Origin of the sequence: Flavobacterium sp. WC2421 (assembly GCF_040822115.1) — a bacterium.
Classification (GTDB): Bacteria; Bacteroidota; Bacteroidia; order Flavobacteriales; family Flavobacteriaceae; genus Flavobacterium.
Genome location: NZ_CP162004.1, coordinates 2,867,094 through 2,881,460, shown reverse-complemented (window position 1 = coordinate 2,881,460; position 14,367 = coordinate 2,867,094). Strand labels below are relative to the sequence as shown.

At 32.1% G+C, this 14,367-nt stretch carries 13 protein-coding genes; 11 read left to right on the top strand and 2 right to left on the bottom strand.

The window, feature by feature from the left end; genetic code table 11:
* Positions 1–46 precede the first annotated feature (46 nt).
* The 11 genes from ilvB (at position 47) to AB3G33_RS12290 (ending at position 11,731) form a co-directional block, all read left to right on the top strand.
* Positions 47–1,741 (top strand): biosynthetic-type acetolactate synthase large subunit, encoded by a 1,695-nt coding sequence (ilvB, locus tag AB3G33_RS12340; RefSeq protein WP_367753116.1) that lies wholly within the window; start codon positions 47–49, stop codon positions 1,739–1,741.
* 4 nt (positions 1,742–1,745) lie between these two features.
* A complete protein-coding gene (gene ilvN / locus AB3G33_RS12335) occupies positions 1,746–2,273 on the top strand; it encodes an acetolactate synthase small subunit (protein ID WP_367753114.1) in 528 nt (175 codons plus the stop codon).
* Positions 2,274–2,283: 10 nt separating this feature from the next.
* Positions 2,284–3,756, top strand: a complete 1,473-nt coding sequence (ilvC, locus tag AB3G33_RS12330; RefSeq protein ID WP_367769946.1) for a ketol-acid reductoisomerase — start codon at positions 2,284–2,286, stop codon at positions 3,754–3,756.
* A 525-nt stretch (positions 3,757–4,281) separates the two neighbouring features.
* Positions 4,282–6,189 (top strand): acetate--CoA ligase, encoded by a 1,908-nt coding sequence (acs, locus tag AB3G33_RS12325; protein WP_367769943.1) that lies wholly within the window; start codon positions 4,282–4,284, stop codon positions 6,187–6,189.
* Positions 6,190–6,298: 109 nt separating this feature from the next.
* Complete coding sequence (locus AB3G33_RS12320) at positions 6,299–7,423, top strand: NAD(P)/FAD-dependent oxidoreductase (RefSeq protein WP_367769939.1); 1,125 nt, start codon at positions 6,299–6,301, stop codon at positions 7,421–7,423.
* A gap of 8 nt (positions 7,424–7,431) precedes the next feature.
* A complete protein-coding gene (locus tag AB3G33_RS12315; RefSeq protein WP_367769936.1) occupies positions 7,432–8,145 on the top strand; it encodes a methyltransferase domain-containing protein in 714 nt (237 codons plus the stop codon).
* On the top strand, positions 8,142–9,194 hold the full coding sequence (locus AB3G33_RS12310) for a type III polyketide synthase (RefSeq protein ID WP_367769934.1): 1,053 nt from the start codon (positions 8,142–8,144) through the stop codon (positions 9,192–9,194). Before AB3G33_RS12315 ends, AB3G33_RS12310 begins: the two co-directional genes overlap by 4 nt.
* 23 nt (positions 9,195–9,217) lie before the next feature.
* Positions 9,218–9,646, top strand: a complete 429-nt coding sequence (locus AB3G33_RS12305; protein ID WP_367769931.1) for a 3-hydroxyacyl-ACP dehydratase FabZ family protein — start codon at positions 9,218–9,220, stop codon at positions 9,644–9,646.
* Between the two features lie 69 nt (positions 9,647–9,715).
* A complete protein-coding gene (locus tag AB3G33_RS12300; protein ID WP_367769928.1) occupies positions 9,716–10,990 on the top strand; it encodes a beta-ketoacyl synthase in 1,275 nt (424 codons plus the stop codon).
* A gap of 10 nt (positions 10,991–11,000) precedes the next feature.
* A complete protein-coding gene (locus AB3G33_RS12295) occupies positions 11,001–11,255 on the top strand; it encodes an acyl carrier protein (RefSeq protein ID WP_367753101.1) in 255 nt (84 codons plus the stop codon).
* Complete coding sequence (locus AB3G33_RS12290; RefSeq protein ID WP_367769925.1) at positions 11,252–11,731, top strand: 4'-phosphopantetheinyl transferase superfamily protein; 480 nt, start codon at positions 11,252–11,254, stop codon at positions 11,729–11,731. The genes AB3G33_RS12295 and AB3G33_RS12290 overlap by 4 nt, the downstream gene beginning before the upstream one ends.
* Positions 11,732–11,737: 6 nt before the next feature.
* On the opposite strand, the gene AB3G33_RS12285 is transcribed toward AB3G33_RS12290, so the two are convergent.
* Together AB3G33_RS12285 and AB3G33_RS12280 are read right to left on the bottom strand one after the other, a co-directional pair.
* Entirely contained in the window at positions 11,738–12,334 is a 597-nt protein-coding gene (locus AB3G33_RS12285; RefSeq protein WP_367769922.1) for a PolC-type DNA polymerase III, read from the bottom strand.
* Positions 12,335–12,336: 2 nt separating this feature from the next.
* Entirely contained in the window at positions 12,337–14,253 is a 1,917-nt protein-coding gene (locus tag AB3G33_RS12280) for a DUF294 nucleotidyltransferase-like domain-containing protein (protein ID WP_367769919.1), read from the bottom strand.
* Between the last annotated feature and the right edge of the window lie 114 nt (positions 14,254–14,367).

Below are 14,367 nucleotides of genomic sequence, written 5' to 3'. Positions count from 1 at the left end.
GAATTTACTATCTCTCATTTCACTTCGAAAACAATATATATAACCAATGGGAACAAATAAAATATCAGGCGCCGAAGCCGTTATTAGATGCTTATTAGAAGAAGGAGTAGATTTGGTTTATGGTTACCCAGGTGGTGCTATAATGCCAGTTTATGACGAATTATATAAATTTAAAGATCAATTACATCACGTTTTAGTTCGTCATGAACAAGGTGCTACTCATGCTGCTCAAGGTTTTGCAAGAGCTACTGGAAAAGTGGGTGTTGCTATTGCAACTTCAGGACCAGGAGCGACAAACTTGGTAACAGGAATTGCCGATGCTCAAATTGATTCAACACCTATGGTGTGTATTACAGGTCAAGTTGGAAAACATTTATTGGGTTCAGATGCTTTTCAAGAAACAGATATTATTGGGATTTCGACTCCGGTAACTAAATGGAATTACCAAATTACTGAAGCCTCTGAGATTCCAGAAATCATGGCAAAAGCATTTTATATTGCTAGATCTGGGCGTCCAGGACCTGTTTTAATAGACATTACAAAAAATGCTCAATTCGATGAATTTGAATTCAGTTATAAAAAATGTACCGGAATTAGAAGTTATGTTGCTGTTCCAAAATTAAAATTAAAAAAAGTGGAAGCTGCTGCTGCTTTAATTAATAGTGCTAAAAAACCATTTATCGTTTTTGGTCAAGGAATTATTCTTGGTCAAGCCGAAGAGTTGTTAAAAGCATTTATTGAAAAATCAGGGATTCCTGCTGCTTGGACTATTCTAGGTCTTTCAGCTTTACCTACCGATCATGCATTGAATGTGGGTATGTTAGGAATGCATGGAAATTATGGTCCAAATGTATTGACTAACGAATGCGATGTTTTAATTGCTCTAGGGATGCGATTTGATGATCGTGTAACTGGAAATTTAGAAACGTATGCTAAACAAGCAAAAGTAATTCACTTTGATATTGATCCTGCTGAAATTGACAAAAATGTAAAAACTGAAGTAGCTGTTTTAGCTGATATCAAAGAATCTTTGGCTGCAATTCTACCTTTAATTGAAGAGAAAAAACATGAGTCTTGGCATAATGAATTCAAAAAATTATATCAAATAGAATTAGATACCGTAATCAATGATGAGTTAAAACCAAAGAAAGAAGGAATTTCTATGGGAGAAACTATTGAAATGATAAATAAACATTCTAAAGGAGATGCAATTATAGTTCCAGACGTAGGTCAGCATCAAATGTTTGCTTGTCGTTACGCTAAATTTAATAATTCTAAAAGTATTATTAATTCAGGTGGATTAGGAACAATGGGATTTGCACTACCTGCGGCAATTGGTGCTAAAATGGGAATGCCAGAACGTGAAGTAGTAGCAATTATAGGAGATGGTGGTTTTCAAATGACAATTCAAGAATTAGGAACTATTTTTCAAACGAAAGTTCCTGTGAAAATTGTAGTCTTGAACAATGAATTCTTAGGAATGGTTCGTCAATGGCAACAATTGTTCTTTGATAAAAGATATGCTTCTACAGAAATGATAAATCCTAATTTTATAGCTATTGCAGAAGGGTATTATATCAAAGCAAAAAAAGTAACTAAAAGAGAAGATTTAGATGCAGCTGTAGCCGAAATGATGGCTTCAAAAGAATCGTACTTCCTTGAAGTTATGGTAGAAAAAGAAAATAATGTATTCCCAATGATTCCAACAGGAGCTTCTGTTTCTGATATCAGATTAAGTTAATATTATGGAAAATCAAACATTCACTATTTCTGTTTATTCAGAAAATAACGTTGGGCTATTAAATAGAATATCAGGGATATTCTTAAAGCGCCATATTAATATATTGAGTTTAAATGTTTCAGAATCAGAAATTGAATCTGTATCTCGATTTATTATTGTAGTCAATACTACTGAAAAGTGGGTTCAGAATATTGTAGGTCAAATAGAGAAGCAAATTGAAGTTATTAAAGCATTTTATCACATTGATGAAGAAACTATTTTCTTAGAAAATGCTTTGTTTAAAATAGAATCTAGTTTATTATTTGACGAAAGACAAATTCAAAATATTATAAAAGATAGTAATTCTGAAATAGTTACAGTTTCAAGAGACTTTTTTGTGATTTCAAAATCAGGAAAACGTTCTGAAATTGAAGAGTTATATCAAAATTTAAAACCTTTCGGAATCATGCAGTTTGTGCGTTCAGGAAGAATATCGATTTCCAAAGAAAAAATGGAAATTTCAGCATTATTAGAAGAATTAAAACAAAAATAAAAATTAAAAAATGGCAAATTATTTCAATTCATTACCACTTAGATTACAATTAGAACAATTAGGCGTTTGCGAATTCATGGATCAATCAGAATTTGCTAATGGAATCGAAGCTTTAAAAGGTAAAAAAGTAGTTATTGTTGGTTGTGGAGCTCAAGGTTTAAATCAAGGTTTGAACATGAGAGATTCAGGTTTAGATATTTCATATGCATTACGTGCAGAAGCTATTGCTCAAAAAAGAGCTTCTTTCATGAATGCTGCTGATAACGGTTTTAACGTAGGGACATATGAAGAATTAATCCCAACTGCTGATTTAGTTTGTAATCTTACTCCAGATAAACAACATACTGCAGTTGTAACTGCTATCATGCCATTGATGAAACAAGGTTCCACTTTAGCCTATTCTCATGGTTTTAATATCGTAGAAGAAGGAATGCAAATTCGTAAAGACATTACGGTTATTATGTGTGCTCCAAAATGTCCAGGTTCAGAAGTGCGTGAAGAATATAAAAGAGGTTTTGGTGTTCCAACATTAATTGCTGTTCATCCTGAGAATGACCCAAACGGTTTTGGTTTAGATCAAGCTAAGGCTTATGCTGTTGCTACAGGTGGAAACAGAGCAGGAGTATTGCGTTCATCATTTGTAGCTGAAGTAAAATCAGACTTAATGGGAGAACAAACTATTCTATGTGGATTGTTACAAACGGGTTCTATTTTATGTTTTGATAAAATGGTAGCTGAAGGAATTGATGCAGGATATGCTTCAAAATTAATTCAGTACGGATGGGAAACAATTACTGAAGGATTGAAATATGGTGGAATTACAAACATGATGGATAGATTATCTAATCCAGCTAAAATTGCTGCTTTCAATGCGTCAGAAGAATTAAAAGATATTATGCGTCCATTGTTTCAAAAACACATGGATGATATTATCTCTGGTCACTTTTCTAAAACAATGATGGAAGACTGGGATAATGATGATAAAAACTTGTTAGCTTGGAGAGCAGCTACAGGAGATACAAACTTTGAAAAAACACCAGCTGGAGACATTGTAATCTCTGAACAAGAATACTATGATAATGGAGTATTAATGGTAGCAATGGTTAAAGCAGGAGTAGAATTAGCATTTGAGGCTATGACTGATTCAGGAATTATTGAAGAGTCTGCATATTATGAGTCATTACACGAAACTCCATTAATAGCTAATACTATTGCAAGAAAGAAATTATTCGAAATGAACCGTGTAATTTCTGATACAGCTGAGTACGGATGTTATTTATTTGATCACGCTTGTAAGCCATTAATAGCTGATTACGTAAAAAATGCACCATCTAACTTAGTGGGTCGCCCATTCAACGATGGAAACAACGGAGTTGATAACAAACAATTAATCGAAGTTAATAGCATAATTAGAAATCATCCAGTTGAAGAAGTAGGAGCTTGGTTAAGAGAATCAATGACGGCTATGAAAAAAATAGTATAGATTAAAATTAGGAATTGCCGCACATGAGGGTGTGTTGGGATTGGCACTGTATCATTTATTTTTCATGTATTTTGAATTAGTAAACAACTTATTAAAACTTAATGATCAATATGGTTGCTTATTACATTCACTTAACTGGTTTGATAATTAGTTAAGTGGAGTAATTCCTTTTTAATTAAAAAAATAAAGATTTAAATCAATTTAAAATTGATTGATTCAAAGATTATAGTAGCGAAAGTGGTGTATTATATTTAATTATTTTGAATAGTGGAATGTTATAAATGCAACATATTTTTGTATTATTAATTTAATTGTTACAATTATTGTTAATTAAAAAAAGGCGAAGTAAACTATTTACTTCGTCTTTTTTGCGTTTACTGTTTTATTGGAATTGTACAGTTTTTAAGGTATCTTTAAAAAAACACCTGTTTTAATTATTTATGTGTAATTTACCCTGATAATTAATCAAATAAAAAATTTTTGGAATAGAGTGAGATTTAATACTTTTATAAAAAAATATATCCCATGAGTTATTATAAGATCGAAAATTTAGAGCAATACTTCAAACATTATAACAAATCTGTTCGAGAACCCCGAAAATTTTGGGGTAAGATAGCGGAAGAGAATTTTACATGGTATCAACAATGGGATAAAGTTGTGGAATTTAATATGGCCGAAGCAGATATAAAATGGTTTACTGAAGCAAAGCTAAATATGACCAAAAATTGTATCGATAGACACCTAAATAAAAGAGGAGAAAAAACTGCTATAATTTTTGAACCCAATAACCCCGATGAAGAGGCATTGCACATAACCTATAATGAATTGCATCAACGTGTTTGTAAAATGGCAAATGTTTTGCGTGAACAAGGAATAAAAAAAGGGGATCGGGTTTGTATCTATTTACCAATGATTCCTGAATTAGCAGTTTCAGTTTTAGCTTGTGCAAGAATTGGTGCTATCCATTCAGTTATTTTTGCAGGATTTTCATCTTCTGCAGTAGCAAATAGAATAATTGATAGTGAAAGTAAAATGGTTATTACTTCTGATGGAGGTTACCGTGGAAATAAAACTATTGAATTAAAAGGAATAATTGATGAAGCATTAGAAAATTGTCCCTCTGTAGATACGGTATTGGTTGTTCAAAGAACAAATACTGAAATTAAAATGAAACAAGGTAGAGACATTTGGTTGCAACCCTTGTTGGATATTGCCTCTGATAATTGTGTTGCAGAAATAATGGATTCCGAAGATCCTTTATTTATTCTATATACTTCTGGTTCTACTGGAAAACCAAAAGGGATGGTCCATACAACCGCTGGTTATATGGTTCATACAGCCTATACTTTTAAAAATGTTTTTAATTACGAAGAAAATGATGTTTTTTGGTGTACAGCTGATATAGGTTGGATTACGGGACATTCTTACATCCTTTATGGACCACTTTTAAACGGTGCTACAACAGTTATTTTTGAAGGAATTCCATCTTATCCTGATTTTAGTCGCTATTGGGAAACAATAAAAAAACACAAAGTAACACAATTTTATACCGCTCCAACTGCCATTCGCTCTTTGGCAAAAGAGAGTCTAGAATACGTTCAAAAATATGATTTAGATACATTAAAAGTGATTGGTTCTGTCGGTGAACCCATAAACGAAGAAGCTTGGCATTGGTTTAATGATCATGTAGGTGGGAAACGTTGTCCTATCGTAGACACTTGGTGGCAAACTGAAACAGGCGGAATCATGATTTCTCCTTTGGCATTTGTTACTCCTACAAAACCAACCTATGCTACACTTCCATTACCAGGAATTCAGCCGGTATTAATGGATGACAAGCGAAATGAAATTGAAGGAAACCAAGTAGTTGGAAGTTTATGTATCAAGTTTCCATGGCCAGGAATTGCACGAACAATATGGGGTAATCATCAACGATATATAGACACTTATTTCTCGGAATACCCAGGTAACTTTTTCACTGGTGACGGCGCTTTACGTGATGAAGTAGGGTATTATAGAATTACAGGCCGTGTTGATGATGTAGTTATTGTTTCGGGACACAATCTAGGGACAGCTCCTATTGAAGATGCCATTAATGAGCATCCTGCAGTGGCAGAAAGTGCTATAGTAGGATTTCCACATGATGTAAAAGGGAATGCTTTATGTGGTTATGTTATTTTGAAAGAAACAGGAGAAATTAGAAATAAAGAAAACCTTTTCAAAGAAATCAATCAACACATTTCAGATCACGTAGGACCAATTGCCAAATTGGATAAAATACAATTTGTTTCTGGTTTGCCAAAAACTCGTTCTGGTAAAATTATGCGTCGAATTCTTAGAAAAATAGCTGCTGGTGATTTTACTAATTTCGGTGACACCTCTACATTATTAAATCCTGAAATTGTAGAAGAAATTATAAATGAAATAAAATAAAATATAGATTTTATTTTTTAAAATTATTAAAACTGTTTCAATATATGAAACAGTTTTTTTATTTAATAAAAATTAGTATTTGCAAGAAATAACCTAAATTAGCATGGATATGAAAACAAATTCTGCTGTAATTATTGTTGGTGGTGGATTAGCAGGGCTTACTGCTGCCATTCATTTGTCTAAAATAGGAGTAGAAGTTATCTTAGTTGAAAAAAATGAATATCCAAAACATAAAGTATGTGGCGAATACATTTCCAATGAAGTCTTACCCTATTTAAATTGGCTTGGTATAACTATTTCAGAATTGAATCCAACCGCGATCAATAAATTACAGTTTTCGACTTCCAGCGGAACTATGATTTCTTGTGAGTTACCGCTGGGAGGTTTTGGAATTAGCAGGTTTGCTTTAGATGAATTTTTATATAAAAAAGCAGTAGTAAATGGTTGCTTGGTTATTCAAGATAGTGTCCAAGATATTATTTTTAAAGAAAATCAATTTACAGTTTCGACAGTAAATAATACTATTTTAAAAGCAGATATTGTTATAGGGGCTTTTGGGAAACGATCCCTAATTGATCAAAAATTAAACAGGAATTTTATTCAAAAAAAATCTTCTTGGCTAGCCGTAAAAGGACATTATTTGGGTAGTTTTCGGGAGGACTTAGTAGGTTTACATAATTTTGAAGGAGGCTATTGTGGTGTTTCAAAAGTAGAAAATAATCAGATTAATATTTGTTATTTATGTAATTATGAAACATTTAAAAAATACAAAAACACCGAAGACTATCAAAATAATGTAATCGCAAAGAACCCTTTTTTAAAAAATATTTTTGGTACGAGTACCCTTCTTTTTGAGAAACCGCTAACGATAAGCCAAGTTTCATTTGATAAAAAAAAGGCAGTTGAAAATCATATTTTAATGATTGGAGATACTGCTGGGTTAATCCATCCTTTGTGTGGAAATGGAATGGCAATGGCTATTCATAGTGCAAAAATCGCATCTGAATTGGTTATTAAATATTTAACTAAAGAAATTAAATCTAGAGATGAATTAGAGCAAAAATATCTGAAGCAATGGACTACCAATTTTAAAGCAAGATTGAAAGCAGGGCGATTTTTATCTGCAATTTTGCAACAACAAAAACTATCTGATATGCTACTGCGTATATTAGTTGAATTTCCTTTTCTTTTAACCATAATTATTAAGAAAACTCATGGCAAACCTATTTTATAAATGAATAAATGTTTTTAAACACTAAGCACCGAACTGATAAGGAAGAGATAATGGATGATTTCACCATGGAAGGGGAAATTTTGCGTGAAGCATTAGATAAAATCGCAAAAATAAACCAGCTATTGGGCGGAAACACGCTAACTTTACTTGGAGTTGAAAAATTACTCTCTAGCCTTGTTACTGACAAAGAAATTACAATTGTAGATGTGGGGTGTGGCAATGGAGACATGTTACGAACATTGGCTCAATATGCTAAAAAAAACAATTTAAATTTTAAATTAATTGGTGTTGATGCTAATAATTTCACCATCAATCATGCAATCAATTTATCAGTTAATTATCCTAATATAAGTTTTATTTGTGAAGATATTTTTGGCGAAGTTTTTAATGAATTAAAATATGATATTGTTTTGTGCACTTTGACATTACATCATTTTAAAAAAGAAGAAATTGAAAAAATACTTCCTGTGTTTTATGCCAATGCTGATTTGGGAATCGTTATAAATGATTTACACAGAAGCAGAATTTCTTATAGATTATTTCAATTATTGTGTGCGACATTTCAATTAAATGAAATGTCAAGAGAAGATGGATTAATTTCAATACTAAGGGGTTTTAAAAAAGAAGACTTAATTGGATTTTCAAAAAAATTAAATTTCAGAAACTATACCATTCAGTGGAAATGGGCTTTTCGTTACCAATGGATAATTTTAAAAATATGAGTGTTAAAATACATACCGTTGCTAAGCAACTTCCAAAATATTCAAGAACAACGGAAGAAATTATACCATTTCTAGACAATTGGTTGACAGGACAAGACGAACGTTTTATTCGAAAAGTAAAAAAAATATTTGAAGGAGCAGCAGTTGATACCCGCTATTCAATTATGGATCCGATAGAGGTTTTTACTAAAACATCATTTGAGGAAAGAAATGATATCTATACTCGCGAAGTCATTGATCTAGGTGAAAAAGTACTCGAAAAAGCATTGTTGAAATCCAAGTGGAAACCAGAAGATTTAGATTATATCATTACGGTGAGTTGCACTGGAATTATGATACCGTCTCTCGATGCCTATTTAATTAATAAATTGAAACTGCGTCAAGATATTGTTCGGCTTCCTGTTACTGAAATGGGTTGTGCTGCAGGAATTTCGGGAATTATTTATGCCAAAAATTTTCTTCAGGCAAATCCCGGTAAAAGAGCAGCAGTTATTGCCGTGGAAAGTCCAACGGCTACTTTTCAATTGGATGATTTCTCTATGGCAAATATCGTAAGTGCTGCCATTTTTGGTGACGGTGCTGCTTGTGTGCTGCTTTCATCATTTGAAGAGGATGAGGGACCTGAAATTGTGGCGGAAGAAATGTATCATTTTTATAATAATGAACACATGATGGGGTTTAAGTTAACCAATTCAGGTTTGCAAATGGTATTGGATATTGAAGTTCCTAATACAATTGCTTCTCATTTTCCTGCAATCATTCATCCGTTTTTAGAAAAAAACAACTTAAAAATTGATGATATTAATCATTTAATATTTCATCCTGGAGGAAAAAAAATTGTGCAAACAGTGGAAGATTTATTCTCTAGCTTAGGCAAAAACATCGATGACACTAAAGAAGTACTGCGATTGTATGGAAACATGTCTAGCGCCACTGTATTGTATGTTTTGGAGCGATTTATGGATAATAAGCCAGCAAAAGGAGAAAAAGGATTAATGTTGAGTTTTGGCCCAGGGTTTTCGGCACAACGTGTTTTACTGCAATTTTAGAAAATTCATTAAAAGAATTAGTAATGACAAATCAGGAAATTATATCAAAATTGCCCTATTCAAATCCCTTTTTATTTGTAGACGAATTATCGTCTGTTAATGAAAATGGAGTAGAGGGTTGTTATACATTTGATGAAAATCTTGATTTTTACAAAGGGCATTTCAACAATTTTCCTGTTACTCCCGGTGTAATTTTAACGGAGGTTATGGCGCAAATAGGATTGGTTTGTTTAGGTGTTTTTTTATTAGACTTAAACTTTAATAAAAACACTTCAATTGCTTTAACTTCAAGTAATATAGAATTTTTAAAACCTGTTTTTCCTAAAGAAAAAGTCACCGTTATTTCAGAAAAAATATACTTTAGATTTGGAAAATTAAAATGCAAAGTAAAAATGAAGAATGAGAATGGAGACCTTGTTTGCATGGGAGAGATTGCCGGAATGATCACCTAATTGCCTAAGTAAATAATTATATAATGCAGTTTTTATAAAACTAAATAAAACGCTATAAATAGATATAAAATGAGTAGGAGAGTTGTCATTACGGGTCTTGGTGTTGTTGCTCCAAATGGAGTAGGACTTGAAGCGTTTACTCATGCCATCAAAAATGGAATTTCTGGAATCAAAAAAGATGCAGAATTAGAACGCCTACAATTTTCGTGTCAGATTTCTGGAAAACCGGAGATTACAACCGATTTGGCATTGAATTATTTTACAGAATTAGAATTGCGAAATTTTAATTCTTCAGGAATTTTATATGGTGTTATAGCGGGGATAGATGCATGGAAAGATGCTGGTTTAGAAATACAAACGAATGAAGATCCCGATTGGGATAGCGGTACTATTTTTGGAACTGGAACTTCTGGAATTGAAAAGTTTAGAGAAAGCATCTATAAAATTGATGCTTTTCAGACTCGTAGATTAGGCAGTACTGCTGTTGCACAAACGATGAACAGTGGAATCAGTGCTTATCTAGGAGGAAAATTAGGCCTTGGAAACCAAGTAACAACTAATTCGTCGGCATGTACTACTGGGACTGAGAGCATCATGATGGCCTATGACCGAATAAAATCGGGTCAAGCAAAACGAATAGTTGCAGGAAGTACAAGTGATTCCGGACCCTATATTTGGGGAGGTTTTGACGCGATGCGTGTTTGCACTTTTAAACACAATGACAGCCCAGAAAAAGGATCGCGTCCAATGAGTGCTAGTGCTTCAGGTTTTGTTCCTGGCAGTGGAGCAGGAGCATTAGTGATAGAAGATTTAGAAACTGCTTTAACACGAGGTGCAAAAATTTATGCAGAAATAATAGGCGGGAATATTAATTCAGGTGGGCAACGTGGTTTAGGAACAATGACGGCTCCTAATCCAATAGCGGTTAAAAAATGCATTACAACAGCGATCAAAAATGCAGGAATTGAACCAAATGAAATTGATGCTTTAAATGGTCATTTGACGGCAACTTCTAAAGACAGTTTAGAAATTCAAAATTGGAGTGAAGCCTTAGGAAGAAATGGAGTAGATTTTCCTTATATAAACTCTTTAAAATCAATGGTTGGTCATTGTCTATCTGGAGCAGGAAGTATAGAAAGTGTAGCTACTGTTTTACAATTGCATCAAGGTTTTGTTTTTCCAAATATAAACTGTGACGATTTACATCCTGAGATAATAGACCTAATTGATTCCTCCAGAATTCCACAACAATTAATAACTACTGAACTGAATGTCATTGCAAAAGCAAGTTTTGGATTTGGGGATGTTAATGGTTGTATCATTTTAAAAAAATACAGTACTTAAAAAATTATATATGAACGAAGCAGCAATTTTAGAACAATTAAAAAAAATCATTATGCCTTTTGTAAACAATGAGGAAGCATTTGATTCTTTTTCGGAAGACACTGATTTTATAAAGGATTTGAATATCAATTCAGCTAATTTAGTTGATATTATTTTAGATGTAGAAGATGCATTTGACATTCAAATTGATAATGAATCTATGGAAAAAATGCTTGATGTAAAATCAACATTAGAAATTATTAGAACAAAATTATCAGAAAAATGATTGGTAATGACATCGTAGATTTGGCTTTAGCCCAAAAAGAAAGTAACTGGAAACGGCCTGGATTTTTGCAAAAAATATTTACGTTAAAGGAACAACTTTTGATACATAATGCCCAAAATTCGGAGAAAATGGTTTGGAATTTATGGAGTAGAAAAGAGGCAGCATATAAAATTTATAATCGCGAAACGGGTATCAGAGCCTATATTCCTACTCAATTAGAATGTATTTATGAGAATGCTACTTTGGGAAGAGTAATTTGTAAAGGGAATACTTATTATACAAAAACACAAATTATAGGGGATAAAATTCATACTATTGCCGTTGCCCAAAAGTTGTTTTTCAACCAGATTGTATATTTAGAACCGAACAATCAATTGGATAAAATAAATGGCATTCCTTTTTTTACTGATGAAGATATCATAAAACCCGTTTCAATAAGCCATCACGGGCGCTATAAAGCTATCATTTCACTATAAAACTGGTTACTTAATTTTAAGTCTTGATTTTAATTTTAAAAATAATAATGCAATTTTATAGGCATCTTCTGAAGAGGAAATTCGATCACTTTTTGGAATTTTATAAAAATGGGATAATTCATCCAAAGAAGATTTTTTATCAGTAATATCATGCAGTTTTCGATGCATAATATCAATGTCTAAGGCTTCATTTTTTAATCGGCCACAACCTAGTCTTTCTAACGCAACATTGATCATTTCTACATCAAAATCAATGTGATGTCCTACTAATACAGCATTCTCAATATATTCAATAAAGGATTTAATAGCATCAGATTCTCCTAATTTCGGCATTTTACTCTCAACAATAAACTCATTTGAAAGTTTGTTGTCATGAAAATATTTGTATTGTAATAATACATTTTCAAAGCTGTCCCCAATATGAACACTATCATCAATTACAGCGAAAGCACCAATTGTTAAAATCACATCATCATGTAAATTTAATCCAGAAGTTTCGGTAGAAAAAATCACATATCGATTTGATTTCTTAACAAACTTTGAAAGGTATGTTTTCCAAAATTCAGGAAATTCTTTATTGATATTTTTAATCCAGTCTAGCATATTTATGAAAATTGAGTCATTTGAAATGTGTCTTTAATCAAGTCCTCCAATTCTTTCATTGGAGCTAATGCATTTTTAAGTTTTTCTCTATCTGTTTTTGACAATTCTTCTAAGTTGATATACTGTCCAGAATTATCATTTTTCAAACCTTCTAATGCTCTAAATTTAGACAAAACTAAGAAAGCTTCGGCACATTCTAGATAAATTTCAGCATGTTTAGGATTGGTAATAGCTAATTGTTTAAAACGAATGTATGTATTATTAATTCCTTTGATATTATGACTTAATGTAAATAAACGGGCGCCATCAATTAGTGGCATTAATGCACGTGTCTTAATATCAAATTTATCTTTATTAGGACCTTCTTCTTCTACATTAAATTTCTTAAAAAAGGTCAATGGAGAATTGTTTCTTAAAGCATCATTCCCTAAAAAGTCATAAAATAAAACATTATTTTCAGCATTTTTATATACTACATTATTAATTGCATCTTCAATTTTTTGTTCGCCAAAAACAATTTCATAATCAAAAAATATACTGCTTAAATCACTACTGTTTTCGGCTGTAGTATTCATCCAACTGTTGTATTGTTTTGTCCAATCTGAAAGGGACTTACACCAAAGCATATTGCTAGCCATATGTCCATTTGGACACAATTGATATCCTACTTTTTCTAAAATTAAAGTAGCTTTTTTTGCTAAATTAAGGAAATAGTCTTTTACGGCTCTATATTTTTCAGGAGCAACATCTTCAAAAATTAAAATACTGTCCTGATCTGTGGGTAATAATTGCTCTTTTCTTCCTTGACTACCAATGCTTAACCAGGCAAAACGAGCAGGAGGGGAGCCCAAATCTAAAATTGATTGCTCCACAGCGCGTTTTAAAATAGCAAAATTGATTTCGCTGGCAATATTTGAAATATGCGTAAGTGGAATGTTTTTTTGAATCGATGTCTGAACAATGTCGTCCAGTCTTAATCTGATTTGTTTTAGTTCTTTAGCTGTTTGGGAACGTTTTATCTCTTTGATTAAAACCCCAGGATTATTGGCTTGGGCTACCACTAAATCATGTTCCGAAATCACTCCTTTTACAATTGATTTGTTTGAACCATCCAGTGTTACGCATAAATGAGTGACGTTATTTTTTAACATTAATAATTGTGCTTCTGCCAAGGATACATTTTCAAGAACCGTAATTACAGGGGATGACATTACTTTATCAACAGAAATAGTTATAGGATATCTTCCTGTAGCAATTTTAGATGACATATCCATATCAGTAACAATACCAATAGGAATATTATTTTCACAAATTACAGCATTATTGATTCTCATTTCAGCCATTAACTGAGCAACATCTTTGACAATATTGTATGGAGCAGTAATTAATGGAGAGCTGTTATAAGATAAAGTCTGGAAATATTGCATTTCAGACTGTTGTACTGAAGAGAAACTAGTATCAGAAATTAGGTTTCTATGTGCATTTTCCTTAGTATTTGTGCTTCTTGAATTGACTGCAAAATTCTCTAGTAAAAAATTTAAAACATCTGAATTATTAGCTACAAAAGGTCTAAAAACAGCTATCGGTATAGCGTAAACAATACTTTCTTCACGTGCTTTTGCAGTCATCATATAATTGTTTTTTGCAAAAAAGGGACGCAAACCAAAAATAGCACCTTCATGACATTTATTCAAAATTGTTTCTTCGGCATCGGCAATTACAGATAAATTAATTAAACCGGAAGCCACCACATAAAAACTATCATGTAAAGCTTCATCAATTTGAAATAAGGTTTTATTAATTTCTAAATTGACTACTCGAATATTTGCAGAAATCTCTGATAACTCTTGAAACGTGAGTGCATCAAATGGAGCGTATTCTTTTAAAAAATCAGCAATGTGTTCTGCAATTGAATTCATATTTTTTGAATAATTATATTTAGCAAAATTAATAAATTAATGATGCAAATAACAGCGTAAATCTAGGTTATATATTAAATTTTGTGAATTTGTACTTTGGTTTAATTTAATTAA